The 25,107-nt window shown below is 57.0% G+C and carries 23 protein-coding genes and 2 pseudogenes; 6 read left to right on the forward strand and 19 right to left on the reverse strand.

The features are described from left to right. Positions 1-17: 17 nt before the first annotated feature. On the reverse strand, positions 18-539 hold the full coding sequence (locus tag FNZ07_RS21100; RefSeq protein WP_091015967.1) for a hypothetical protein: 522 nt from the start codon (positions 537-539) through the stop codon (positions 18-20). Between the two features lie 186 nt (positions 540-725). Between FNZ07_RS21100 and FNZ07_RS21105 the strand changes: the two genes are divergently transcribed. Beyond that, a complete protein-coding gene (locus FNZ07_RS21105) occupies positions 726-1,913 on the forward strand; it encodes a hypothetical protein (RefSeq protein WP_143098127.1) in 1,188 nt (395 codons plus the stop codon). Beyond that, positions 1,910-4,141: a hypothetical protein gene (locus FNZ07_RS21110; protein WP_091015972.1), complete on the forward strand. Its 2,232-nt coding sequence runs from the start codon at positions 1,910-1,912 to the stop codon at positions 4,139-4,141. The genes FNZ07_RS21105 and FNZ07_RS21110 overlap by 4 nt, the downstream gene beginning before the upstream one ends. 285 nt (positions 4,142-4,426) lie before the next feature. On the opposite strand, the gene FNZ07_RS21115 is transcribed toward FNZ07_RS21110, so the two are convergent. The 4 genes from FNZ07_RS21115 to FNZ07_RS21130 form a co-directional block, all read right to left on the reverse strand. Beyond that, the gene (locus FNZ07_RS21115; RefSeq protein ID WP_143098128.1) at positions 4,427-5,182 is read right to left on the reverse strand and encodes a serine protease family protein; all 756 of its coding nucleotides are present in this window, start codon (positions 5,180-5,182) and stop codon (positions 4,427-4,429) included. Position 5,183: 1 nt separating this feature from the next. After that, positions 5,184-6,911 (reverse strand): ApeA N-terminal domain 1-containing protein, encoded by a 1,728-nt coding sequence (locus FNZ07_RS21120; RefSeq protein WP_143098129.1) that lies wholly within the window; start codon positions 6,909-6,911, stop codon positions 5,184-5,186. Positions 6,912-7,540: 629 nt separating this feature from the next. After that, a complete protein-coding gene (locus tag FNZ07_RS21125; RefSeq protein WP_091015986.1) occupies positions 7,541-9,109 on the reverse strand; it encodes a M56 family metallopeptidase in 1,569 nt (522 codons plus the stop codon). A gap of 5 nt (positions 9,110-9,114) precedes the next feature. After that, positions 9,115-9,483: a BlaI/MecI/CopY family transcriptional regulator gene (locus FNZ07_RS21130; protein ID WP_091015989.1), complete on the reverse strand. Its 369-nt coding sequence runs from the start codon at positions 9,481-9,483 to the stop codon at positions 9,115-9,117. Positions 9,484-10,046: 563 nt separating this feature from the next. Between FNZ07_RS21130 and FNZ07_RS21135 the strand changes: the two genes are divergently transcribed. Next, positions 10,047-10,937: a GNAT family N-acetyltransferase gene (locus FNZ07_RS21135; protein WP_143098130.1), complete on the forward strand. Its 891-nt coding sequence runs from the start codon at positions 10,047-10,049 to the stop codon at positions 10,935-10,937. A 27-nt stretch (positions 10,938-10,964) separates the two neighbouring features. On the opposite strand, the gene FNZ07_RS21140 is transcribed toward FNZ07_RS21135, so the two are convergent. Next, positions 10,965-11,312, reverse strand: coding sequence for a hypothetical protein (locus tag FNZ07_RS21140; RefSeq protein WP_091015995.1), 348 nt, complete (start codon positions 11,310-11,312; stop codon positions 10,965-10,967). Between the two features lie 194 nt (positions 11,313-11,506). Between FNZ07_RS21140 and FNZ07_RS21145 the strand changes: the two genes are divergently transcribed. Next, positions 11,507-12,460: an IS5 family transposase gene (locus FNZ07_RS21145; RefSeq protein WP_091015998.1), complete on the forward strand. Its 954-nt coding sequence runs from the start codon at positions 11,507-11,509 to the stop codon at positions 12,458-12,460. A gap of 150 nt (positions 12,461-12,610) precedes the next feature. On the opposite strand, the gene FNZ07_RS21150 is transcribed toward FNZ07_RS21145, so the two are convergent. From FNZ07_RS21150 to FNZ07_RS21190, 10 genes and pseudogenes are all read right to left on the reverse strand, one after another. Continuing rightward, positions 12,611-13,540: a pseudouridine-5'-phosphate glycosidase gene (locus FNZ07_RS21150; RefSeq protein WP_281250579.1), complete on the reverse strand. Its 930-nt coding sequence runs from the start codon at positions 13,538-13,540 to the stop codon at positions 12,611-12,613. 53 nt (positions 13,541-13,593) lie between these two features. Further along, entirely contained in the window at positions 13,594-14,649 is a 1,056-nt protein-coding gene (gene dmpG / locus FNZ07_RS21155) for a 4-hydroxy-2-oxovalerate aldolase (RefSeq protein ID WP_091016004.1), read from the reverse strand. A gap of 11 nt (positions 14,650-14,660) precedes the next feature. Continuing rightward, complete coding sequence (locus FNZ07_RS21160; protein ID WP_091016006.1) at positions 14,661-15,578, reverse strand: acetaldehyde dehydrogenase (acetylating); 918 nt, start codon at positions 15,576-15,578, stop codon at positions 14,661-14,663. Positions 15,579-15,592: 14 nt separating this feature from the next. Beyond that, positions 15,593-16,375, reverse strand: a complete 783-nt coding sequence (gene dmpE, locus FNZ07_RS21165; protein WP_091016010.1) for a 2-oxopent-4-enoate hydratase — start codon at positions 16,373-16,375, stop codon at positions 15,593-15,595. Then, positions 16,372-17,358: a pyridoxal-phosphate dependent enzyme gene (locus FNZ07_RS21170; protein WP_091016012.1), complete on the reverse strand. Its 987-nt coding sequence runs from the start codon at positions 17,356-17,358 to the stop codon at positions 16,372-16,374. The genes dmpE and FNZ07_RS21170 overlap by 4 nt, the downstream gene beginning before the upstream one ends. 15 nt (positions 17,359-17,373) lie before the next feature. Then, positions 17,374-17,841, reverse strand: coding sequence for a RidA family protein (locus tag FNZ07_RS21175; RefSeq protein WP_091016016.1), 468 nt, complete (start codon positions 17,839-17,841; stop codon positions 17,374-17,376). 311 nt (positions 17,842-18,152) lie between these two features. Beyond that, on the reverse strand, positions 18,153-18,914 hold the full coding sequence (locus tag FNZ07_RS21180; RefSeq protein ID WP_249040681.1) for a helix-turn-helix transcriptional regulator: 762 nt from the start codon (positions 18,912-18,914) through the stop codon (positions 18,153-18,155). Positions 18,915-19,090: 176 nt separating this feature from the next. Beyond that, positions 19,091-19,678: a zinc-binding dehydrogenase gene (locus FNZ07_RS33890; RefSeq protein ID WP_211367988.1), complete on the reverse strand. Its 588-nt coding sequence runs from the start codon at positions 19,676-19,678 to the stop codon at positions 19,091-19,093. Between the two features lie 85 nt (positions 19,679-19,763). Further along, positions 19,764-20,075, reverse strand: a pseudogene (locus FNZ07_RS34560) (alcohol dehydrogenase catalytic domain-containing protein); the annotation flags it as partial. 121 nt (positions 20,076-20,196) lie between these two features. Then, on the reverse strand, positions 20,197-20,739 hold the full coding sequence (locus FNZ07_RS21190; protein ID WP_144269482.1) for a GNAT family N-acetyltransferase: 543 nt from the start codon (positions 20,737-20,739) through the stop codon (positions 20,197-20,199). Between the two features lie 51 nt (positions 20,740-20,790). Here FNZ07_RS21190 and FNZ07_RS21195 point away from each other — a divergent pair, with 51 nt between their 5' ends. Then, positions 20,791-21,624, forward strand: a complete 834-nt coding sequence (locus FNZ07_RS21195; protein ID WP_091016025.1) for a class I SAM-dependent methyltransferase — start codon at positions 20,791-20,793, stop codon at positions 21,622-21,624. 112 nt (positions 21,625-21,736) lie between these two features. Here FNZ07_RS21195 and FNZ07_RS21200 read toward each other — a convergent pair whose 3' ends face one another. Further along, positions 21,737-22,588, reverse strand: a complete 852-nt coding sequence (locus FNZ07_RS21200) for a hypothetical protein (RefSeq protein ID WP_144269483.1) — start codon at positions 22,586-22,588, stop codon at positions 21,737-21,739. Positions 22,589-22,736: 148 nt separating this feature from the next. Between FNZ07_RS21200 and FNZ07_RS33700 the strand changes: the two genes are divergently transcribed. Continuing rightward, on the forward strand, positions 22,737-22,907 hold the full coding sequence (locus FNZ07_RS33700; RefSeq protein WP_170275805.1) for a hypothetical protein: 171 nt from the start codon (positions 22,737-22,739) through the stop codon (positions 22,905-22,907). 204 nt (positions 22,908-23,111) lie between these two features. On the opposite strand, the pseudogene FNZ07_RS21205 reads toward FNZ07_RS33700, so the two are convergent. After that, positions 23,112-24,148, reverse strand: a pseudogene (locus tag FNZ07_RS21205) (2-dehydropantoate 2-reductase). Between the two features lie 51 nt (positions 24,149-24,199). Next, on the reverse strand, positions 24,200-24,961 hold the full coding sequence (locus FNZ07_RS21210) for a class II aldolase/adducin family protein (protein WP_144269484.1): 762 nt from the start codon (positions 24,959-24,961) through the stop codon (positions 24,200-24,202). Between the last annotated feature and the right edge of the window lie 146 nt (positions 24,962-25,107).

The raw sequence follows: 25,107 nt of genomic DNA on the forward strand, positions 1-25,107 counted from the left end.
AACAAAGTACCTTTGATTCAAAGGTCGAACGGGGTGAGTTCTGGGTTTAGAGAGCGGTCCATATTGAACACGAGTTGACGGAAGACTCGTGCGTCTCCTTCAAAACTCGACAGAAATCCAAGACAGTGGCCGCAGGCGAGTAACACAACATCTGCTTCGCTGCTTTCGCGAACGTCTTCGATACCTGACATTGTTGCGGCCTCGCGCAGATAGATTTCCTTGACCCTGTCGAACTTCCGGGCTCTCTGAGGAGATTGTAGCGTGTGTGCGATGACGTTGCGAAAGGCGTTCAGCGCCGCGATTAAATCCCATTCGCCCAAGTCGTTTTTTCGTAAACACAGCGCTCGACAGAGGTGTACCTTGCCAGCGAAACTTAATCGCGCTTCCGCCACGTGTTCACGATGGAAGACGAATTGATCAATGATTCTGCTGAGCGCTTCCTCAATTAGTAGATGTCCTTTGAGCAACACATGAACCGTGTTGTCAACAACACCCATCTCCTCAACAAAGCGGGCATGCGCTTTCTGGATTTCGTTCATTGTTGTCCTCGGAGTTACACGTCCGACGGGGTTTGTGGCTTGGGAAGCGGAGATACCACGCGGACAAACCGCGCGCAGCGGTGAGTGTAACTCCACCGCTATTTCTCTGTTAGTCTCTCGGAAGACAGCCCGGGGATCGTAACAACTCCGGCTCCACGAGAGGTGGTGCTTGCGGACCGATACGACATGATTTCCTTTCCGACTGCAGTTAGCATAAAAGAGATTGAGGAAGCGTACACGATGCTTCCCAATGACCATACCCTGCAACTTACCACCGGTCTGAAGTTCGGTGGCAATGTCGGAGTCCCGGGGGCTCTCATGCAATTTTTGGCCGCGTGGTCGCGAAGAGTAGACCGGCCAACATTGCGACTCTATAGCAGAAGCACGACTGAGGCGTCCGAGGCCCTGGCAAGGGAACCGCATGGAATTGTTGCCGCGTACTTTGCCGACGCCATCCAAACCGTTGGTGGTCGGTCGCTCTCGACACGTGAGGCCTTGGCGGACGCAGTCTCCCGAATTGAGGCAATGCAGAATGGAGCCTTTCGGGAGACGATGCACGGGCGGGGTGCGTTCTTGGGTTGCTTCGCACGTGCAAAGAATGAATTTCTCATTCCTTTGTATTCTCGACCTGAGATCGGTGCTGTACGCTCGCGCGACGAATTTGTCACACTGACGTCGCGGTTGATTGCTGCGTGTGCGCCGGTGGCCGAGCGGAGACTGACAGACACTTGGCGAGTCGCCCTCGGGACACTTCTTTACGAGCTTTTCCGAAATACGGATGAACACGCCACAATGGACGAAGAAGGACGGCCGTATGCCAGAAACGTCCGAGCGGTCATGGCGAAGTACATCACCTACGATGCCAAAAATGCATCGGCACATCTCGGCGAAGACGACCCATCGCTTGGCTTTTTCATACTGCATAATATTGCGAACCGGCCGAGATTCACGACTACTGAAGGGCGTCGGGAGCAGAATCGCGAGAGCGCTCTGCTTGAACTTACGATTATGGACACTGGACCCGGGCTGGCGCGGCGATGGCTGTCCCACTACGGTCATGCTGGCGATCAGATTGAGAAACTTCCGATTGATGACGAAGTATCGCTTGTGAAAAAGTGCTTTGAGCTTCACGCCACGACAAAAACAACGGCAGGTAGTGGAGGCGGTCTTTCATACGTTTTGCAAACGCTTCAGCGACTGAACGCTTACCTTCGCCTTAGAACGGGAAGGGTTTGCTTGGTACAGGATTTCTCTGTTCCGAAAGAGGATGTGACGTTTGCACCGAGACATTGGTTAACGGAGCGCCCGGAGCTACCGATGGCAGCTGGTGCCTGCTATTCGATTGTTGTCCCGCTGACGAAGGGCCTGCTATGAAAGGGTTCTTCACTTTTGATTTTATCTTGTCCGACGAGGGCGCGATCCGGAATTTCCATTTCCTGTTCAAGGCGCCCGGCACGCGGAACGATACATATCTGGCTGATGCTATCGAGAATGGACTACAGGCAGTCTCTGCGCCTGATGTAGTTGCAATCGTTTGCCCTTCAGAAGAAGAAACTGAGATCGGGGCCGCATTTGGAGCGCCCGTTCTCAGTCAAGCAGCTGACCGAACATCAAACAAAGTGTGCCTTTGCGTCTGTACGTTCGATCCGGACGGCACCATTCGGCTAGGCCACCAGTTACGAAACGCGATCGAAGGTCTGGATGCACTACTGCAAAACAAAACTGATGCCATTCGCTTTGCAGGTTTGCAGAAACTTTTTTCTGCACACCATGTACTGGTAAGTGCACCGCCTGGATTCACGTTCGTGAAGCCGTCGCAAAGGCGTTCGACACATTTCCTGCGAACCGAAGAAGCATTAACAGAGGTCGAGGGAGTGCAATTTCTCGCCTATGCGCTGTTGCACAAACTGCGGAAACGAGCGGATGTCTACAAAGACCATCTTGATGTCATCTATATCGACTCGATGGGAATTGCTAGCGTGGCGTACGCACTTCGGGACATGTATTGTGCAATGTATGGAGCGCCGCGACCACGCGTGGTTAGCTTCCACTCCCATGATGGTATTGAACATGTCGATGTGCCGCTCTCTGGCACTTCGTTCTGTCTGATTTCGGCGTCCTCATCTCTGAATCTCGAACGAGAGTGGCAGAAGCGCACGCGCTGCCATCAGGATGAAGTCGTCACGCTCCTTACACTTGAAGATGCTCACGGCCGCGAGAACGCGATTTTTGCGTTGCCCGCACCTGAATGGATAGGCGCTGGTCAATCGCAAAAGCATCTGCGCGATTTACCAATTGTGGGCGAGAGATTTGCTGCAGCTGACCTCATGCCCAAGTCAGTGCTTCTCAGAAAGGATCACAAAGAAAGACAGGCGGAAGAATTTTGTCGAAGATTCGTTATGACGGGCAGGCTTGGAATCCAGGGGCGTGGTCGTGGAGGCGGCAAGGTGAGGCCGCTTTATCTCGACGGAACTAACTTCTCCAGCACGCTCGGTTTCGATGAATTTCTGAACCGCACTCTCCGCCAAAATACGGTGGCGTCGGTCAGTGCGATCATTTACCAGGACGATCAAGCATCTGAAGAACTCGCCCGAGTATGTGCGCATTTGCTTGCGCAAATAATGCTTCGAGTATCCGGCCTGCGGATAATCAATGAGAACAGTCTAGGAACGCCGCAGGGATGGATCGAAAAGGAGGCCGGGCTACTTATCGTGGCAACGGTTGTTGGTCGTGGCACCCGATTGCTGTCTATCAGTCGCGACCTTAGAGACATTCACGAGGGCGCTCGCACTTACCTGATCGGGGCTCAGATTGCCGAGACAGCGAACCAGATGAAGGTGCTCGCGAACAATCTGAAATATTCAGCGACCAAGGCGAACATCGAAATTGCGCGATTTGCTCAGATTGCCATCGGTATCGGTTTAGGTGATTCGTACGTCGACGAGGCACAGCTATTTCAGAACACCGATACTTCGTTTGGCGAAAGACACAACGTTCGAAAAAACACACTCACCGGAACGCCGTCGGGGCAGAATGAAGCGGCGTTTATTGGGTCGAATTTTGATTTGACTCAACCAATGAAGCTCCGGCTCGACTTCGCTTTCTGGGGTTTCAAATACAATGCTGATACGGCCTGTACCACTTCGAGTGTATTCGCGATGATCGGTGCCATTCTTCAGAACGCGAGAGAGAGTAAATTCGAAGATCAGACGTTGCGCTTGTCCACAGATGCGTTTCAACAGGTAATTCTGGACCCCGAAAACTTCACCCGTTACAACGATGGTGTGATTCAAGCCGCGTTGCTACGGTGTGCCAGGGTCGGCGAACTAGACTACTCGAAGGAGCAAGGATCGAGTCAGTTCATGCTTGATCTACTGAAAAGCATTTTTCAGCAACACGATAGACGCCAAGGCGAAGCTGCGGCGGAATTTGCGCTCGCTCTAAGGCTCAAAAAACTCCGTCTGCATACCGAGCACGAACTGGCGCTCAGTGAGTATCTTGGCGACAAACTCCCGGCTGACACTCCGAGGCTTCGTCTCATTCGCGCTCTCCTCGGCATTGATCCGATGCCGGATGTAGGCCGATTGCCATCCGAATTCTGAAGAAATATCCATGGACGGGCTCGCTAGGTACACATAGGTCAGATTTCCAGTAGTCGACTAAGTCTTCCCCTGCGCGCTTGAGGAAGACGTACCTCATAACATCGTAATTGAGCGATACGTCACAACGTCAAAGAAGCGTTGACCCACTTAGATTGGCGCGTTGGCGAAGGCCACTTATATCAATCCCAACTTCGTCTTCGAGACCAATTAGATAACTCTGAATCCCCTCAGGAAGAGCCAGCCCAAAGGGCTGTTGTATCTTTATAAACGGTTCTAGCATGCTTTTTAGTCCTTCGCCGGTACTACGTCTTTGTGGATGATTCGCGTTAGCGCTTCAGTTATCCGTTCACGTTCAAGGAACCGAAGCTCGCCGGACGACGTTCCGCCCCGGAGTACCATGCCGGCGAACCATATCTTGCTTAGATTTGGATAACTCTGAAGTACCTGAAATACTGGTGCACCGCTCATTCCATCAAAGGATTCAATCTGATCCGCACAGTGAACTCGGAGCACGTGAACTCGATCGGATACACAGGGACCTGCATACTCGGCGTCTATTAGCATTGGCCTAGAGATAATTGCTTCAAGCTCGGTCTCGCACTCGATGGCATGGAGGTGTGACGGGTATCCTTGCACAACGAAAATAGAGGTTTTGTCAAAGATCGGTGGCGCCTCAGAATCTGATAGTTCGTAGGGAGGCGCGTCGGAGAACAATGAGATGTCCAGCTTCGATCCATCGACTTCGAAGATGACGAGATCATACTGATCCGTATCAGACGGGTCGCCTCCCGCAAAGACATACCGGAAAGACATCGGTACAAAGCCATACACGCTTGGATGGTATTGCATGCACGCATGTGCAAGATCAAAGTTTGCTGTTACATGTCGAGCAGTGATAGCGAAGACCCTTCTGTGATATCTAACAAGAAACCCTGACCCACAAATCGAAAATGGAAATTCCGGATACTCAGAATAAAACAGTATTGGCCTAGCACAACGAAATATCGCCAAGACGGAGGTGCGCATGGTAACGATTTTCACGTCAGAATTCATTCGCCCCGCCTCTTTCTGGAGCTTCGACTTTGACTACAGGGACACTGGCGGGACATGCTGCCGCAAGTTTCGATTCATCAAAAATGTAGGCAGAATGAAACTCCAAAGCTTTTCCTTCGCACTCGACGTACATGTGAGAGACATGCCGGACCACGTCTGGCGAAACACCGAAGATCTGATCCGCAGTAAACACGCCCTTATGATGCCCCATGTGCCAATCCTTATGCATCTGCGTATAGTGCTCAGAGAAGGTTATTTCACGATTCGGTCCCTCTGTGAAGCAAGCGAAAACACCGGAGCCGCTGTAGGAAGACAGATGGCCGAAGCCGTCAGCATCTAAGGCGAAGAACGCTGCAGCGTCGGTCACGCGCGCTAAGTGTTTTTCATCTACCTGTGCGAGCCGGCGTAAGCGGTTAAAAGGGCTCTTCAATCCCTTCAAGAAGTCGCCCTTTGATAGACCAAAGTCCACATATGCCCAGTATGTCAGCAGTAGTTCGATTCGAGTAACGACGATGTGAATCTGTTGGAACTCTGCTTCCTTCAGTTCGATAGCATCGCCATGTGCGATCTTGTCCCGGACTTTTTTTATCAGCCGGAAATTCTCACCCGTGATGTTGATGATCTTGACTATGTCCGCGTCGGTGGAGGCGATCGCCGTCGCATATTTCTCGGGAAACGTCGCCTCCTGCAGATGAGAAAATGCTTGACGGACAGCATCGAGGACATCGGTAAGCATCCGCGAATCAAGCCGTGGTGAGACACCATTCAGCGCATCTTGCAGTTTACTCATCGACTTAGCACGGGGTGGCACTACAATTTTCTTGAGTAAATTGTGACTGACGTAGCTGTCCAGGAGCGAGACATAGCCGAGCGTTTTGTATTCCCAAAACCCCTCATAGCGTTGCATGCCGGCGAGGCGCATCCATCGAATTTTTCGATGAGCAGACTGGAAATATTTTTGAATAACTGATTCCCAATACGCGTCGAGCCAGTGCTTCTGTGTAAAACAGTCTCGGAGGAAATCGTTGATAGATGTGTCCCGGACAACCGGTCTGAACGTCGGAAAGTAAAGTGCGAAATTGCGCCCCGCTTGAGTTTGGACGGTCACCGCTAGAATGGAGACCGGCTGAGCAATTAGGATCGACAGTAGACATGCAAACTCCATCGCTTTTTCTTTCGCATCCTGCGCTGTCAAGCGCCCACTTGCAGGTCGGATCGCAAACTCGATGTACTCGTGCAAAACATGATCTTTCCCGTTGTGACCTACATAACCTACGTACTCGGTCGTCAGATGGAACCGCCGATTGGCGTCGTCGAAATCTGCTGATATTTTCTGGGGAAGTCCTGACCATGTAAGTTTCTCACCGACCACCCCGTCAATCGTTCGCCATTGCAGAAACCACTCGGAGATGTCGCTGTAGCGGATATCGATGCGCTGAAACTCGGCGTCAGGCACGTCGCCAGCGATCAGGTAGTCTGCGTAGATGGCATGGCCGTACACCTTGCATCCATGCAACGTGAATGATTTCCCTTTTTCTGAGCGAGCGTGCACTGGTCCCAATGGATAACCGGATTCCCCATTTGGTAGGCGGTTCATCATCGACAATTGGATGCTTATTGGTCCACCCCCGCCGAACGTCAGCTTTCCATCACCCAACCCACCGCGTTCATTACTGTTCAGTTCTACGCGGTGAGCCTCTTGTTCTAGGAAGGTCATGTCTTTTCTGGCTGTAATAGATGAGTGCTCTAACGATTTCGGTTTATTTTATGGGATGCCGTTCGTGGGAGTTTCTCGAAGCAGGTTCGCAGTTTTTGCATCCCACCCGGATCGCACTACCATAATAACTGTGACTCAGCGCGATACGCGCGCGATCAATGGTCAACAGTCATCGCTGAGACCGGGCGGTGATATGCACGGGTGTCCGACGACCGATCTGCCATAGGATCAAGAGAACGCTCGCCGTATGCGCGGAAAGCGCTGCGACGGTCGAGCGCGGAACGGCGGAGAAAGGAGGTGACTGTGACCGACTGGATGCGGCGAGCTAAGGGGGCCAGCGCGAACCCTAGGGTCGCGCCTTTTCGGGAGGGCAGCGCTCTCGCGATAGCCCTATTCTGGACAGATCCTTTTTCGCCTCCGCACTCCCCATAAACTCCCCACGACCACGAAGAATGCCGTCACAGAAGGTGGTTCGAGTCCGGTCCCCGGCACCAACGTGCAATTTCCAGAACCGATCGACCACGGCCATTCGCCGTCGCTAGCGCGCGGACATTCGGTTGTCCGATTCGGCCCGGACGCGGCCGTTGGATCGATCGTGGCTGCCTAGGTCGTCTGATCTTGGGACCTACTTAAGGGCCACTTTGGACTATCACACCATCAATAATACCGTTTTGGGCGAGATGAATACGCCATGTGGTGGACCCCGCCTCGTGGGTAACCTGATATATGTCCCAACCTTGGTTGCCAACACCGACAAAGCTGATACCTTTAATGGGGCCCAATTCATTCAGACCTTCTTTCAGATCAGGCAGCTGTTCCCGTGTAACCCGTTGCAATTCGGGCGACATTTCGGAATATATCGGGTTCCCCGACTGCAAACCTTCAATGTTCCGACGCAGTGCAGCTTCAGTCCCCGGAGTGGCAAGCTGGCTCTTGACCTTCGCAGCGAGAGTCGCCTCAATTCTCTCCCCCTCGGCAGTGGGGATACGTGGCAGAGTCTGTTCCTGACCGTTCTGGTGAACTGTCGTGGCTGTAACGTGTCCCTGATCGTCGACAACAAACATCTGGATTACCTTGACGGCCTTTGCAAAAAACTCCGTATCAGTCATCGGAAACTTTTCAATCCATCCTTGTCCCGTACGTTGCGTAGCGATGTGGTCTCCTTCGCGTCGGACTTTCATCACTGATGTATCGCTAGCCTTGTACGTGCCGACATATCGATCCAGAATTTCAGCCGATACCGGTACTTGAGTGTGTTCGTTCGAAGCATCGTTCATGATAGGTGGGCTCACTTGTGCGGCCAGAGTGACCAGCGTGATTGACATGCATCCAAGAAGTACTACAACCAGTAATTTCCGCTTAGCCGGTTTACGTAGCATCAGTTTTAAACGTCGCTCCAAAAACGACCGGGACTCGGACATACCCGCTACTGATCCTATATATCGCGATTGCCGCTCCCCGACCGCAATCAGCGTTTCACCATAGACAGCAAACTTGTGCCCGGCCTTCAGTACTCTGGCGTCGCAGTCGACCTCGATGGCACACCTGAGTCGTCGCAACTGCCACCAAAGTGGCAGATTCCACGGCATGAGCGCAATCAGGCAGAGTGCGATCGTAAGGAGAGCCGGGTCATAGGCATCAATATGCGATTTTTCGTGCGCCATGACGGCAGTCTGTTGCTCGACAGGCGAATCGAGAAGCCACGCTGGAAGAACGATCCGAGGGCGGAGGAGACCGACAACTGCAGGGCCAACGTCAGTTGACAGATACACTAAAGTGCCGCAGACGGATGTGGTAGTCCATTGACGCCTGCGCCACTGCAGATGCGTCGCGCTGACCAGCAAAACCAGAATCATCAATATCGACGCGCCGTACCAAACGTCTTTGGCATGGAATTGAATGTGCTGGAACGTTGGGGAGCCACTATCGTGGTTCTCGATCCAGACTGCAGGGGATAAATACGTCGATGTGATCTCATGCAGGGCGATCACATTCCGGGGCACTGATGGACTTAGCTCTATGGGGATATCAATTGAAATCGACGTCATAGCCGCCGGAATTACTAGCGATGCGACGATCGCGAGAAGCCAGAACCATCTGCTGGGCGATCGCCGTTGTCGTGCGGAGTGTTCGGCAATGAGCGCGGCTGCGGATAGGACCGCTGATACCGACACCGCATAAATCATCCACGTCAGCATCGCGATTACTCCTCGCCAGGTCTTTCTTTCAGTAGCTCACGCATACGACGAATTTCCTTGGGCGTGAGATTTTTGTCGGCCACCAGCTGCGCAAACAGCAGCTCTGTCGATCCTGCGAATAGCTTGCTCGTGAGGTGCCGCAAAGCACTCTTTCGGGCCGCCTGCTGCTGAACGGCGGCGGCATAGCGATGCCCGCGACCTTCTTCTACATGGGTTACGTAACCCTTGCTTTCCAGCGTTCGAAGGATCGTCAGAACTGTGGTGTAGGCGAGGTCATCGGTAAGTCCATCACGAACCTCACTCACAACTGAGGGGCCACGCTCCCACAATATCTGCATGACGTCGGCTTCGCGGTCAGTCAGCGAGATGTCCAAAATGCCTCCTACTAAAGATGTAGTAGATCGTAGGATCGAAGCGATGTGCTGTCAACTATTTTTCTAGTTGATGCGGGTGCCGAAGCCTCGCCACCGAAGCTAGGGCTTCCGAAGCTGCTATCGTTGGAGTTTGTAGCGGTTGCCGACTTACCATCGTCCACCCTCCCTGGCGGGCGCCATGTAGCATTGCCCCGACGCGAAGTAGCGGTGCCATAGAGGTGCCATGCGTGTGAGGCCTGACCCCAGGCAATTGATCTGAAAGAGAATCCCAGTGAACTCTATCGGATCAAGTATTCGACGGCATTGCCGGTGAGGTTTTCGGTGCGATGCTTGTCTGGAAGTGAGGCGATTGCCTCGCCGCTGACTCAGACTATGAATTTATCGGCACCGCCCGGGCGACCCGGGGTGGAATTGACTGTCGCAACTCGATCGGTATGATTTTTACTCGGTTGTGCGGCCGATTCGCACCCTCTAAAAGTCCCGATGCCCGTGAAGAACACCGATGTGGATATTGGTTCGAGTCAGGTCTCCGGTGCCGTTGATTTTTCCAACGATGCCCATCAGTGAAAGAAGTGCGAAGCGGCTCCTCAGAAGGGGAGCTTCTATCATCAGATTTCGTTGCAGGCGAACACGACAAATCAGCTAAAAAAACTACAATTTCCAGCACCGACTCTCTATACGATGGACGTCCCTCCATTCCGCTTTCCCGATCATCGATGCCCTTGCATTCGTCCTTCGACCCCGATCGTTTCCAGCCGCACGATGCCTGGGTAACTCCATCCGCCCGCCGACAGACAATCCGCGCATTCATCGACGGTTACTGCGCCGCGCACGACCAGAGCGCGGCAGCAGTTTCAGCTTTCACATACGGCTATGCGGTCCACTTCCAACCTGGGATGGGACGCGAGTTCGAGCATTTCGTGATCGAAACGCCAGCGTCGCAGCCGGACGAGACTTTTCCCATAGGTGCATGGGTCACGCGTTTCGGTCAGGCTGACTTGCCGCCTGAGCTGCATGGGCATATGCAGCCGCTCATCGACGAGCACCTGATGCTTGCGGACATCGGCGCACTACCCCATGAGGCCGCCTTGATCGACTCCACCTGGCTACGCAGCGAGCACGAGATCGCAGCATTCAACGCCAGCGGTCGATTTCCAGGTTTTGCGCCAAATCCACGTGCGTTTCTATTCTCGGTGAAGATCGACGGAGATTTCGCGGCGGCCGCCCGCTACGGCATCACAACTGACGGCGACATTGTGATCGACCGTGTCGCAACCGCTGAGGAGTATCGTCGGCGCGGTCTTGCTTCGCAGCTTCTCTCGGCCATCGCCGCCCACGCACGTCGAGCCAACGCGCGAAACGCTTTGTTGATCTCGAGCCATGCAGGGGAGCCGTTGTACCGGCGCGCGGGTTTCACGAATCTCGCGCCGGTTGCAGTCGCCAAGATCGTGTAGCACACCGCCGATTGGCGAGCCGTCTGACTACTTCTCATGTACCCGCTTCAACCGGACAAAATGCACGCCATCATAGGCATTCGTAAGCGCCCGTCCATCGCTCTTTCTGATCTTGAGAAAGAACAGGGTAGGCGACACGTTCGGGTCGCCACCGCATTCCTGCGTGTGATTTTCCCGCACACGGACGACGAAATACGATCGCTCATCGGAGGTTTCAAATTCCAGGCAATCGATCTTGTCCGTGGTTAGCTGGTACTTGCTTGTGAGCATTTCGGCCCTGTCCGCGGCGCGATCGTCGTCAGGAATAGCCAGAGGCTTCGCACTGGCGTGCGTGCAAACGGAGAGTGCAATAACAGCGAGTGCATGACGAATCATGATGTTCCCGTGCTGTCGTACTGGTCGAATATGTGTGCGCGAACGATCGATCGATCGGCTTTAGCTTGACCACTTGTTTCGCTTCTGTAGTGTATCCGCGATTACTTCTTCGACCTAGGGAAAGTCTGCAAAAGTCCTGGCATTGACGAGCGTATGGACTATCGTGTGATCGGGAGAATTCAAGGAGCGGTTTGATGAGGCAACGAGGTCTTGATCTGGATCTGTCAACGAAACGTACGCGCAAGCGGGAATTTCTCGAAGAGATGAGGCGCGTGGTGCCGTGGTCGAAGCTGATTGCCCTGATTGAGCCGCACTATCCGAAGGGTAAGACTGGACGGCCACCGTTCCCGATTGCGACGATGCTGCAGATCCATTTCATGCAGCAGTGGTTTGGCCTGTCGGACCCGGCGATGGAAGAGGCGCTGTATGACGTGCCGCTGTATCGGGATTTTGCGGGTCTGGACGGTGGCATGACGCGATTGCCTGACGAGAGCACGATTCTCCGGTTTCGTCATCTGCTTGAAGCACATGGTCTGGCTGTGCAGATGCTCGCACTGATCAATGAGATCCTGAGCGAGAAAGGTCTGATGCTCAAGGCAGGTTCGGTGGTCGACGCCACATTGATTTCGGCCCCGACTTCGACGAAGAACGCTTCCGGTACCCGGGACCCGGAAATGCACCAGACGAAGAAGGGCAATCAATGGTACTTCGGGATGAAGGCGCATATTGGCGTGGACGCGGAGTCGGGCCTGGTTCACACGGTGATCGGCACAGCGGCCAATGTTCACGACATCAGTGCAGCCCAGGCGTTGTTGCATGGTGCAGAAACGAATGTGTACGCGGATGCCGGATATCAGGGAATGCAGAAGCGTTGTGGGGCCGCTTCAGTGCACTGGCATGTCGCGATGAAACCGGGCAGGCGTAGACAACTGGATCCGGGCGATCAACTGGATGCGATATTCGATCAGATCGAACGCCTGAAAGCTGGTATCCGCGCCAGGGTAGAGCATCCATTCCGCATCCTCAAGCAACAGTTTGGCTACACAAAGACACGATACCGGGGCTTGATGAAGAACACCGCCCAGATCACGATGCTGTTTGCGCTGGGCAATCTGTGGATGGCGCGTAAGGCATTGCTCAATGCCTGAAACAGGCCACCACAGGAATCATGTGCCCCGGCAAGCGCGAGTCGCTGCCACTAAAAAATATCGCACTCGATATGCAGCATTTTTCCATGGGCGTACACAACGTGGATCACAAACCATCACCGCGCCGAAAGCGGGTTTTGCAGACCTTCCCTAGCTTCTCTGGGTAGTTAGCGCCGCATAAGCAACTGCGATCGCTGCCGCCAGTCTCGCGTTGTTAAGACCAAGCTGAACACTGCCAGTCCCACTGCTTCCCCCGGTCAACGCATCGACACGAGAAATCAGAAACGGTGTCACTGCCTTACCCGCGATACCTTCTGCATCCGCTTCAGCCAAAGCCTGCTCGATCGCGAGATCGACGACCTCGCGGGGCAACGCAAATGGTTCGGGAATCGGATTGGCAACTACAAGCCCGCTATTCAAACCCAGTTCCCAGTTCGATTTCATAACCCGCGCGACCTGCTGAGGATCGTCAAGGCGTACATCGACGCCAAACCCGCTGTCGCGGCTAAAGTACCCGGGAAGGTTGGCAGTGCGATAGCCGATCACCGGTACGCCGTGCGTTTCCAGGTACTCCAGCGTCAGCCGGATATCGAGAATCGATTTGATCCCGGCGCACACCAGTGCCACCGGTGTGCGCGCAAGTTCCTGCAGATCGGCGGAGATATCGAAGCTCTCCTGCGCACCGCGATGCACACCGCCAAGCCCACCGGCTGCCACTACTCGAATTCCCGCCAGGTCGGCCATGATCATCGTCGCCGAGAGCGTCGTAGCGCCGCTGCCACCGGATGCCACGAGTATCCCGATGTCGCGTCGGCTAACCTTCGCCACCTCGTGACCGCCCCGGCTAAGGCTTGCAATCTCATCACTCGTCAGACCGATCTTGATGCGGCCACTCAGAATCGCGCAGGTAGCGGGTAGTGCGCCGTGCGCGCGTACTTCGGCTTCGAGCCTGAGCGCAGTCTCGGCGTTCTTTGGCCACGGGGAGCCATGCGCGACAATCGACGATTCCAGGGCGACAACGGGCTTACCGGCATTCAGCGCAACGGCAACCTCGGGGTGGATCTCCAATAGTTCGCTCAATGACATGATTCCCTTTCCCTCAAGACCGCCAGCAGCAACGCGTACTGCAGAAGTCACGCGGTGCTCGATACCGCGTTCGACGACACCCGCCCACGCGCTTTCGCCAAAGTAAGCGCGGTATCTTCGATCATATCCTCCTGACCACCCACCATGCCGCGGCGTCCGAGTTCAACAAGGATGTCGCGAGCCGGAACCCCGTACCTCTTCTCCGCGCGCTTCGCAAACAGAAGGAAGGAACCGTAAACACCCGCATAGCCGAGCGTCAGTGCATCACGATCGATGCGAATCGGAAAATCCATGATCGGCACGACAAGATCTTCGGCGACGTCCTGTATCTTCCAGACGTCGACACCTGTATCGATGCCCATGCGCTCGCACACCGCTACGAGGACTTCCATCGGTGTGTTGCCAGCACCGGCGCCGAGTCCCGCGGCGGCGGCATCGATGCGAGTCGCACCCACTTCGATAGCAGCGATGGAGTTGGCTACACCCATCGCGAGGTTGTGATGCCCGTGAAAACCGATTTCGGTTTCCGGCTTCAGTGCCGCACGCACGGCAGCGAGGCGACTCCGAACGTCGTCAGGCAACATGTAGCCTGACGAGTCCGTTACGTACACGCAGTTTGCACCATAGCTTTCCATCAGCTTCGCTTGGTTTGCAAGACCTTCTGGCGAATTCATATGCGCCATCATCAGAAAGCCCACGGCATCCATGTCGAGTTTGCGCGCAAGCTCGATGTGCTGCTCCGACACATCGGCCTCGGTGCAATGCGTTGCGACGCGGATCGTTTTCACACCGAGTTCATGCGCGATCCTCAGATGATCGACCGTGCCGATTCCCGGGATCAACAGCGCGGAAATGCGCGCCTGCTTCATGAGCGGCACGACTGCGCAGAGGTATTCCTCGTCGCTGTGCGCGGGGAACCCATAGTTCACCGAGCTTCCGCCCAGGCCGTCACCGTGGGTCACTTCGATCAGCGGTACACCCGCATTGTCGAGACCTTGAGCGATCGCCTTCATCTGCTCGAGTGTCATCTGATGTCGCTTGGGATGCATACCGTCGCGCAATGTCATGTCATGCACGACGATCTTCCTGCCCTTGACGTTCATATGCGGTTTCCTCAGTGGATGACGGGTTCGAGCTTGAGCGAGCCGCTCAGGATCTCTTCGGCGAACATCTCGGCGGTGCGCGCCGCGGCGGCCGTCATGATGTCCAGATTGCCGGCGTATTTCGGCAGATAGTCGCCGAGTCCTTCGACCTCAAGGTAGATCGAGACGCGCTCGCCGTCGAATACCGGACCATTGACTAGCCGGTAACCTGGCACATACTTGCGCACCTGTTCGATCATTTCGCGCACGGATTTTTCGATTGCCGCGGCATCGGGCGTTCCCTCCACGATGCAATGCACGGTGTCGCGCATGATGAGCGGCGGGTCTGCAGGGTTGATGACGATGATGGCCTTGCCCTGCGCTGCACCGCCCACCTTTGCGACAGCGCCTGCTGTCGTACGTGTGAACTCGTCGATATTCCTGCGCGTACCTGGCCCGGCCGAACGGCTCGATACCGTGGCGACGATTTCGGCGTACCGGACCGGCTGGACGCGCGAGACCGCGTGCACCATCGGTATCGTCGCCTGGCCGCCGCACGTCACCATGTTGACGTTCATCTCGCCCGTGCCCACGTGTTGGGCCAGATTCACCGACGGTACGCAATAAGGCCCGATAGCCGCGGGCGTCAGGTCGATCATCATGACGCCGAGTGCATTCAGTTTGCGCGAATTCTCTGCGTGCACATAGGCGCTCGTCGCATCGAAGGCGATCTGGATGCCGTCGGCTTTCACATGCGGCAGCAGGCCGTCTACGCCCTTGGCGGTGGTCTTCAGGCCTAGGGCCTGTGCTTTCTTGAGCCCGTCCGATTCGGGGTCGATGCCGACCATCCACACCGGCTCCAGCACCTCGCTGCGTTGCAGCTTTGCCAGCAGATCGGTGCCGATGTTGCCGGGGCCGATCAATGCACACTTCACTTTGTTCGTTGACATGCCGACTCCTGAGATCAGACAAACCGGACCAAGCAACTGCCGATGCCGTCGATGGAAACCTTGAGGCTGTCACCGGCTGCGACAGGTACCATCGCAGCCAGCGAGCCCGACAGCACCACGTCGCCGGCGTTTAGCGGCTCGTTTAGCTGGCCAAGCGTGTTGGCGAGCCATGCCACCGCTTCAAGCGGATTTCCAAGCGCGGCGGCGCCGGTACCCGTCGTCACCACCGTGCCGTTCTTCTCCAGCGTCATCGTGCAGCCGACGAGATCGACCTTGCGTGGATCGACCATCTGCTCACCAAGGACGAACACACCGCAAGACGCGTTGTCAGCCACCGTGTCTTCGATGCGAATCTTCCAGTCCTTGATGCGCGAATCGACGATCTCGAAGCAGGCCATCACGCCTGCGGTTGCGGCGAGGACATCGGCTACGCTCACGCCTGGGCCTTGCAGGTCGTGCCGGAGCACGAAGGCAATCTCTCCCTCGGCCTTCGGCTGGATCAACGAGGCGGCCGGGATCGCTTCGCCTTCGCGGTACAGCATCGCGTCGCTAAGCATGCCGAAATCGGGCTGATACACACCGAGCATGTCCATCACGACCTGCGACGTGACGCCGATCTTTTTGCCTATCATGCGTTCGCCGGCTTCGATGCGTCGGGCGTTGACGCGCTGCTGGATGCGGTAGGCGTCGTCGACCGTCAAGTCGGCGTGGCGGCTCGTGAGCGGTTCGAGCGCGCGGCATTCTTTCGCTGCGACATAGAGCTCGTCGCCGAGCGCGTTGATCAGCGTGTCGTTCATGATTTCAGACTGTCGAGCGAGTTCGATTCAGCGGAATGGCGAGCCGCGAACAGATCGCCGTCGAGCGGGTAAAAATCGGACCACTCGAGCAACTGCTGGCTCGTCGTACCCACGCCACCGCAGGCGATCACCACGATGCGCTGCGCGTGCGGGAAATATTCGGGAATCCGCGAGAGTGCTGCCACCGATGCGCCGCACGCCGGTTCGGTCAAAACACGGTGCTCCTCGAGCAGCATCACACTGCCCTGAATCGCTTCGGCATCCGTCACGAGGCAATTGCGAATCGGATGTTCTTTCGCGAGCGCCACGACGCGCTCGGCTACCTTGCTGGCGCCAAGCGACGTGGCCACGGAGTTGATCCCGGCGATCGTTACCGGCGTGCCTGCTTTGAGCGCCTGGTTGTAGGAATCCGCACCTTCGGTCTCGACCGTAAGCACCGGCGTGTCGCTCCAGCCCACTCGTCGCAGTCCTTCGATAACACCCGCGAGCAATCCACCGCCGCCAACCGAGCAAACGATCAGATCAGGGCGTTCGGTTTGCCGCGCGATTTCCTCGATCATCGTCGCGTGTCCCGCCCATAGCAGTGGGTCATCGAACGCATGGAGCCAGGCATCGTTGTCGGTCAGAATCGAGCGGGCGTACTCGTTGGATTCGATGAACGCGGCGCCGTGCACGACGACTTCGGCTTCTTCTGCGCGGATGAGCGACTTTGCGCGCTCGGAGGTCGTTTGCGGTACGACAACGGTCACCGGAATGCCAAGCTCGCGGCCCGCATACGCCACCGCATAACCGGCGTTGCCACCGGACGCGGTGACGAAACGCCGGGCACCGTTGCGCTTGTGTTCCTCGCACGCAAAGCCGACGCCGCGTAGCTTGAAGGAACCGCTTGGTTGCAGCGATTCCAGTTTGAGAAGAATGTCTCTACCGGTCTTGAGCGAGAGCGCGCGCGACTCGATCAGCGGTGTTTCGATATGCAGTGTCATTAGGTTCGACCGCCATTAACCAAGCTGGATCACAGCGGACACTTCAACCGGGCAACGGAACGGCAGGCTCGATACGCCTACAGCGGCACGGGTGTGCCGGCCCTTGTCACCGAGAACTTCAACGAGAACGTCGGAGGTGCCGTTGATCACTTCCGGGTGCGCCGTAAATTCGGTTGCTGCATGCACGTAACCCGTCACGGAGCAAACGCGAATCACGCTAACGTTGTCGTTCAACTGCGAACGCAATTGCGACAGAAGCGAAATTCCGGCGAGTCGTGCAGCTTCCTTTGCCCGCTCGATACTGACTTCCGTACCCACCTGGCCGACCGCGAACGGTACGCCATCCTTGAATGCGACTTGCCCTGAAATGTGCAGGAAGCCCGCTGCCAGAACGGTAGGCACGTAGTTAGCGATGGCCGCTTTCGGCGGCGGCAGTTCGATGCCCAGTTCCGCGAGGCGACGGTCGAGTTCAATGCGATTCATAGATGCTCCTTGATGGCGAAACAGGTGGCGACGCGTTCGGCGAACGGCACCAGTGGGTCGCTTAGGGTGACGATCATGGAAAGGCAACGACCTTTCCCCATGCCTCGAAGTTAAAGGACATGTGCCCGTTCCACTTGTAAAAAATTGAGTGGGTTGCGGTGCGTGAATCGGCTTGGCAGCGGGCGAGGGGATAGGGCTGCGCGGCGAACGTGCCGCATTGAGACAGCTTCGTGCAACTAGAGGGAATTAATCGGGCGAATCAGGCGACGCTGGCGATGCTTCAACGCATGCGTGTGCGGCAACCTGAAACATCAATACTTCGATGGCGACACACCGAACGCTTGCCGGAAGGCTCGATTGAAATGGCTCTGGTCGTAAAACCCCACCTCCTGCGCCACTTGCGTCAAACACGCGTCGGGGTGACTCAGCAAGGAACACGCGCGTTCCAGCCGCAGACGAACGAGCCATGCGTGCGGTGTCATACCGACGGTCTGCTTGAAGAGCTTGAGGAAATGGAAACGCTCGAGGGCGCAAAGAGCAGCAAGCTCTTCCAGCGTGATCTTCTCCGCCAGATGGACATCGCAATAGTCTCTGACGCGCTGCCACTGCACCGATGTGAGTGTGCCCTTGATGAAATGCGGCTTGACCATACGCGTTTGAGAAAACAGGCGGTCAAGCAACATCAGCCATTCGGATTGCACTTCCATGGGCTCGGCCTCCTGGGCCGCCCGTAGCGCATCGTGCAACCGGGACAGATGGCCGGCAAGCCGGGCGTCCTGAAGCACGGTTCCGCCGAGCGCGGGAAAGCGATCTTGCCCGGTGATTTCCTCGGTGATTCCGCTTAGCAGTTGAGGGGAGACACGAAACGTTTTGAGCGTGTAGGACTCGTCCCCGGCGCTGTTGCCATCGTGCACCTCGCCCGGTGGCATCAACTGGATGGTGCCCGGCGTCAGCAGCAGGGTTTCGCCATGGAATCCCTGGCGCTGCACACCCTCGGTTACCAGCGCGACGTGATAGTCGAGATGGTAATGGCGCTCGAAGCGAAAATCGGAAAACCGCGCCTCGCTAAGCACGAGACCCGGATCTCGTTGCTGCGCTTGTATTCGACGCGATCCTTCATCGGGGCCTCCAGCAGGGCGTTTCCTTCGACATCGGGGCAGACCTTTGTGCTCCGGCAACGATCAGGAAGGTGACGTTTATTATAGACAACCCGCCGTGGCCCATCGGTCGACGTATGGCTTCATCGCTATCAGCGGGTATCGACGACGATCTTGGCGTTTGCGCCCGATTCGACGCGTTCGTGGGCTCTGGCAATGTCATTTAACGAAAAGACCTCGACCTGCGGATGCTGAAGCGTGCCTCGCTTGAGCAGCGGTGTCAGCGCGTCGATAGCGGCGCGCCTGACCGGAACCGGCAGGTTGTAGACGATGAAGAAGCGCAGATTCGCAAAGCCGACGATCATCGGTCGGAACTGAACGTCGATCGATGCAGCCCCCGAGCCGTAGATAATCACGTCGCCGCCGAACTTCAGCAGGCTGCCGTATTGACCGGCATTCGCTGCTGCATCGACTTCGATGATGACGTCCGCGCCTTTTCCAGCCGTGATTTCGCGTACCGAGGCAACCACGTCCTGCTCGTTGCGATTGATGACCCACTCGGCGCCTAGCCGGGAAGCGAGCGCGCATTTCTCCTTGCTGCCGACTACGCCGATTACACGGGCGCCCGAAAGCGCGGCAAGCTGGGTCGCGTAGCCGCCGACCGCGCCTGTGGCGCCGTAGACGAGAACCGTCTTGCCGAGCAAGCCTGCGCAAACGTGCACGGCGTACCAGGCCGTCAACAACGGAATGCCAAGCGACGCGCCGGTTTCCGTCGAGACACCGTCGGCAGTGGAGCAACCTGACTCTCGGCAGGGCGATCAGCTCGGCGGCTGTACCGAATGGTCGCTGCCACTGGCCGTTGATCGTCCAGACCCGCTGCCCGATCAACTGTTTCGACACGCCTGCTCCAACGGCTTCGATGACGCCCGCACCATCGCTGTGGGGAATGACGCGCGGAAACTCCATCGCAGGGCTGGTAACGCCCGAGCGCGACTTGACGTCTGACGGATTTACGCCGGAATGGGCGATGCGCACCAGGACCTCGCCCGGTTGCGCGACTGGATCGGCCTGGTCGCCAACGACAAGAACGTCGCGGGCCGGACCTTTCGAGGTGTAATAGGCGGCCTTCATATGCATCAATCTCCGGGTTGATCTAGTGATGAGTTACTTGCGTGGCGACGCGTCCCGAACGGGCCTCGGAACGTGACATTGTCGATAGCCTGAACCATCGCTCGCCAAGGCGCTTGTAAAAAAGTGATCATTTGATCGAGTCGCCGGCAAGACGCGCGTAAAGACGAAAATTCCCAGGCACTCCCCGAACCATCCGATACGAACGAAGCAACCCCTCATACTGGAAACCACTTCTTTCCAGAACCCGGACAGAGCGCACATTGGTATCAAGCGCCGTCGCCTGAACGCGAACCAACCCCAACCCGGCAAACGACCATTCCGTCACGGTCGCGCACATCGCGCTCGCAATCCCTTTACCCCAATGCGACGGCGCGAGGTCGTAAGCGATTTCCGCCACGCGGTTGATAACAGAAATAGAGTGAAAACCTATCGTGCCGATCAGGCGGTTGTCGGTATCATCGACGATCGCGAGTCGCCTGATCGAGGTCGCGACGGTCGACTCGATACCGTCGAACATCGGCGCCAAATCGTGCTCGCCAGACAGGTTCCAGCTGGTGTGTTGAATCACCTCCGGAATGCGTAGATAGGCATACCACGCGGCTTGATCGCCGCGCTCAAGCTGTCTTAGCGAAACCCGGGATAGCGGATTTGGTAGTGTCTGAACTCTCATGTATTCACAATAGATCTACGCGATGCGTCGATCATAGCGCGGAGTGCCGCCATGCAGTCTCTGCCCCCGGCCGAAGACTATCTGCAGGATTTTCACCAGCGTTTCACAGGCGCAACTAGCGCCGCATTCGGGCATCTTCCTGCGCATTCGAACTCCGCCGCGTACACATCGTCGTATCACGTACTCGCTTCGCGGGTGGACGATTCGAGCGCCGCACGTGTTGTCGTCGACCTGGGCTGTGGCGACGGCTATCTGCTCAAGTTGCTGGCGGATCGCGAACTAAGTGCGCCGCGCTTGATCGGCGTCGACATGAGCCAGCACGAACTCGACGCTGCACGCAAACGTCTTCCCGATAACGTGTCGTTGCTGCGAGAGCGCGCGCAGTCGCTATCGATAGAAACGGGCACGGTCGATATCGTGCTTTCGCACATGGCGGTCATGCTGATGGGAGAAGCCGATCGGGTCGTGGCCGAAATCCGCCGGATTCTGCGCCCAGGCGGTGTGTTCGCCGCGATCGTGGGACGCGAGTTTTTGCTTGGCGAAGCGAACGATGCGTTGAGGGAGGTATTCAGACCGGTCGCGCTCAATAGTCTTGCGCCTTTAGCGTTCGGAGATCGCCGCACCCGCGACGAAGCGGGCTGGCGAGAGTTGCTCGGTTCTACCTTCAACGCATTGGCGTTCGAAGATGTGGATGTTCCGTGGCAACCTACACCGGATGCGCTCTGGCATTCGCTGCTGGAAACGTACGATATCGACCGGCTGTCCGACGGGGCACGCCGCGAATTGCAGAGAGATTTACTTTCGGCATTTCACCGCCTGACGCAGGCGGATGGCACCATCGACACAGGATTCGGCTTGCGCCTGATACATGCGTATGTGCTATGAGACCGTATGAATGCCGACATGCATCGCGAACGCATGCGATGCATCGTCAACAGTTCAAAAGCGGGGTCTTACAAACGGACGCACATCCTGTTCCTCCAGAACGTCTGTCTGGTCAGCGCTTACCTGCAGTTCGCCGGTGTGCTCGCGATCGCACGGAGCACAGCAGGCTGCACTCCGGGCTGAGGTTTTGCCGTGCGGCCGCGCTCAGTTGGGCTTCCAGACGCACAATGGCGCTTGATCGTACCTCGTTGTCGTTGATTCGCCACGCGAGAGAATTGTGAAACTCATTCAGGGCGTGTGGCGCGAGTCCCAGCAGTTTGCCGATCTCTGTCAAATCGCTCAGCAATTCGGCCGTGTCGGTTTCGTCTGCTGGCCCCATGTCTTGAATGTATTCCAGAACATCTCGTTCGAGAGGAAAGGATTGCGCGGGTCCGCGCGCGCCACCTGCGGACACAACAGGCGCGGCGTTTTCGGTTACTGGACGGTGGCCGGGGCTTGCGGATTGACCCTGCTGTTGCACGTGTTGCACGGATGAAGCGCCTGCGGCAACCGCACCGGAAGCGGAAAGGTTTGATACGTCGCGACCATCCGTGTCGGGTTGTGCAGGCATATTGCGCGGCGTCGGTTCCCCGGCCTGCTGTAGCGTTGCGAATGCTTCCAGTTGGTTGTCTACCAGTTGCAGCGCTTCTTCATGTTTCGATTTTGCCGCCTGCACCTGCGCCTCGTTTTCTGCTTCTTGATCTAGCAACGTATTCAGATGTGCCTGCGCTCTGGCGAGTCTGCTCTGCGCCGTCAAAACCGATCCGGTATGAGCGGGCATCAGCCGTCCATTTTGCTGCGCGAGATCATACGCATTTTTTGAAAGCGTCGACGCAGCATGCAGGGTATCCACGTTCGCCTTTGCAAGCCTTATCAAAGAGCGTCGCAAGGGTTGTCGCGTTGGCGCGGAAGCTTCTTCTTCCATTTTCTTGAGAAACGCTGGCTTCGGCGGCAACGGAGGGGGTTCTGCCGCCGGGATCGGGGCCGAACCTCTGTGTCGGCACTTTCGGAAACCTGTGAAGGAGGAGGGCTGCGGAAGTCCGGGAGTCGTGAGAGGCGCGGGATATGCTCGCATGGTGTTGTCGATTGGTAACGGGTTGCTGGTCTTCACGACCGGCGAAGCAATGCGTTCTGATGGTCGGCACACCACGCTGTTTGCCCAGGGTGAGCGTTTCGATCGCCGCACCTCGGTGGAAGAGGGGAGCGGTTCCTCGAGTGAAGACGCACTGGCGACAAGGAGTTGATATGCCATGCATGGTCCGCTTTATGCGGCCCGGCAGCCCGCCGCACGCGAAATGCGGTCCGCTTAGGCGAAGTTCTTCGGTAAAACGCCGATAGCCTGGACCGGTGCCCGTCGCGACGCGAATTGGCCGACACGGCGAATCGCGCGATCAACGACGCGAGCGCACGAGGTGCAGATGCGCGTCCAGATCGACGCCGTTAAGCCTTCAGGCATGCCGATTCAAAGAGGCTTTCCCGGCAGCCCGCATTTCAGCCAGCAACGCATCTCCCGACCACGAAGGCCGCACATCGGCTCGCTCGGCTTCGTGCACGAGTTCGCATAGCCGTTCGTTTATCGGCGCCGTTCGTCCAAGGCGTTGGGCAAGACGCCCAACCTCGCCATTGATCCAGTCGACTTCCGTCATACGTCCCGCGGCCAGATCGTCGGACATCGACGATCGCGCAACGGGATCGATGGTCAGCATCGCACGCCCGAGCTGCTTGAACAGCGCATCGGGCACACCGAGAACCCGTGGTATCCAGGTAGCAGGCACCGCCGTCAGTTGCGCTGGCTGTATATCGGCGCGCTTCAAAAGCGCGAGCGCTTCTTTCTGCGCCATACCGAGGCAAAGCCGATACGCACGTAGCGAGAGCTCTTCCTGCAAAGGCCGGTTCGCCAGCGCGTTGATGGCATTGTTGAGGTTGAGCAATAACTTTGCCCACAGTACCGGCACCATATTGGCGTGCTGAATTAGCGGTAAATCCGCTTTTCTGAACTCATCGACGAAGGACTGCATCGCCGGCGATTGCCTGATCTCCAGCTCGCCCGATGAACCCTGGTGATACGCGCCGGGGCCAGGCTCGATGACATTGAACGCACCATTCCTTCGAGTACGGTGTTGCGCGGCAACGCGGCGCGCAGCACATCGGCGTTGCCCACACCGTTCTGGAAGCTGACGACGACTGTGTCAGGCCGCAGCACGTTAGCGAGTTCTGCCGCGACTGTCGGTGTCGCGGCAGACTTGACGGTCACGAGGACGAGACCCGCCGAGGCCACTGTCGAAGCCTCCGTCGATACGTCGATCCGCTCGGGCGCCACGTGCCAGCGCCGCTCGTCGTAGTGCGACAGCGTGATACCGCGACTGCGCAACTGGTCGCCCACGCGCGCACGCCCAACGAAGCTGACATCGCTTCCTCCGGCCAGAAGCCGTCCGCCGATGTAGCAGCCGATGGAACCCGCACCGTAGATACAGATCTTTGCCATACCGTTTCTCAAGTGACCTGCGCGTCAGCGCATCGGCGCCGACGCACACCGCTAGTCCGCGTAGCCAGGATTGCGCCGATCGAGTCGACGCAGCAGCCCAGGCCACACGAGCCGCCCAGGGCTCGTCCCCTTGGTCACCTGCGCGATCTGCTGCTTGATACCCTCGAGAATCGCGTCGCGATAGGGTTCAGCTTGCGCCACCGCTTGAGCACGCACCTGAATCATGCAGGCCGCTTCGAAGAAATACATCGCGACGAAAGCGTCCGCCGGCGTAGCGCCAACGGTGAGCAAACCATGATTGCGCAGCATCAGGTTGGTGTTGCTTCCGAGGTCGTGAACGAGACGCGGCTTCTCGGCTTCATTGAGCGCGATGCCCTCGTAGTCGTGATAGCCGAGCGACGCGAGCACGCCCAGCGACTGCTGCGAAAGAGGCAACAAGCCGCCTTCCTGCGCCGACACAGCGACGCCGTTGATCGAGTGGGTATGCATCACACAAAGCGCGTCTTCGCGCGCCGCATGCACCGCGCTATGAATCGTGAAGCCGGCCGGATTGATGTCGTACGGCGACTCGGACACCTTGCGGCCATCGAGGTCGATCTTGATCAACGACGACGCGGTGATCTCGTCGAACATCATGCCGTAGGGGTTGATCAGGAAGTGATGCTCCGGCCGGCACGCGCGCTGAGATATGGTGAACACCAGGTCGTCCCAGCCAAACAGCGCAGTCAGGCGGTACGTCGCGGCGAGATTGACCCGTGTCTCCCATTCGGCGGGCGATACGTCGTTTTTCAGGCTGGCATGAGATGAGGTCACGGCACCACTCCTTATTCGATGATTCAGGCAACGAGATACACGGGGACGATGCCCTGCGATCGCCAGCAACGCGCGCCGTCAGGTCACGCCCGCATGATGTCCCGAAACCGGCCTTGAATCTGTCGGATAGGCGACAGGTCGACACT

The organism is Paraburkholderia megapolitana (genome assembly GCF_007556815.1).
GTDB classification, from domain to species: Bacteria; Pseudomonadota; Gammaproteobacteria; order Burkholderiales; family Burkholderiaceae; genus Paraburkholderia; species Paraburkholderia megapolitana.

Excerpts from the sequence above, each read along its gene's own strand:
- FNZ07_RS21100 (WP_091015967.1), bottom strand. The coding sequence starts at position 539 with ATGAACGAAATCCAGAAAGCGCATGCCCGCTTTGTTGAGGAGATGGGT.
- FNZ07_RS33700 (WP_170275805.1), top strand. The coding sequence starts at position 22,737 with ATGGTGTTGTCGATTGGTAACGGGTTGCTGGTCTTCACGACCGGCGAA.
- FNZ07_RS21195 (WP_091016025.1), top strand. The coding sequence starts at position 20,791 with ATGCAGTCTCTGCCCCCGGCCGAAGACTATCTGCAGGATTTTCACCAG.
- FNZ07_RS21175 (WP_091016016.1), bottom strand. The coding sequence starts at position 17,841 with ATGAATCGCATTGAACTCGACCGTCGCCTCGCGGAACTGGGCATCGAA.
- FNZ07_RS21190 (WP_144269482.1), bottom strand. The coding sequence starts at position 20,739 with ATGAGAGTTCAGACACTACCAAATCCGCTATCCCGGGTTTCGCTAAGA.
- FNZ07_RS21170 (WP_091016012.1), bottom strand. The coding sequence starts at position 17,358 with ATGACACTGCATATCGAAACACCGCTGATCGAGTCGCGCGCGCTCTCG.
- FNZ07_RS21140 (WP_091015995.1), bottom strand. The coding sequence starts at position 11,312 with ATGATTCGTCATGCACTCGCTGTTATTGCACTCTCCGTTTGCACGCAC.
- dmpE (WP_091016010.1), bottom strand. The coding sequence starts at position 16,375 with ATGAACGACACGCTGATCAACGCGCTCGGCGACGAGCTCTATGTCGCA.
- FNZ07_RS21120 (WP_143098129.1), bottom strand. The coding sequence starts at position 6,911 with ATGACCTTCCTAGAACAAGAGGCTCACCGCGTAGAACTGAACAGTAAT.
- FNZ07_RS21145 (WP_091015998.1), top strand. The coding sequence starts at position 11,507 with ATGAGGCAACGAGGTCTTGATCTGGATCTGTCAACGAAACGTACGCGC.
- FNZ07_RS21105 (WP_143098127.1), top strand. The coding sequence starts at position 726 with ATGATTTCCTTTCCGACTGCAGTTAGCATAAAAGAGATTGAGGAAGCG.
- FNZ07_RS21125 (WP_091015986.1), bottom strand. The coding sequence starts at position 9,109 with ATGCTGACGTGGATGATTTATGCGGTGTCGGTATCAGCGGTCCTATCC.
- FNZ07_RS21110 (WP_091015972.1), top strand. The coding sequence starts at position 1,910 with ATGAAAGGGTTCTTCACTTTTGATTTTATCTTGTCCGACGAGGGCGCG.
- FNZ07_RS21200 (WP_144269483.1), bottom strand. The coding sequence starts at position 22,588 with ATGGAAGAAGAAGCTTCCGCGCCAACGCGACAACCCTTGCGACGCTCT.
- dmpG (WP_091016004.1), bottom strand. The coding sequence starts at position 14,649 with ATGAACGTCAAGGGCAGGAAGATCGTCGTGCATGACATGACATTGCGC.
- FNZ07_RS21160 (WP_091016006.1), bottom strand. The coding sequence starts at position 15,578 with ATGTCAACGAACAAAGTGAAGTGTGCATTGATCGGCCCCGGCAACATC.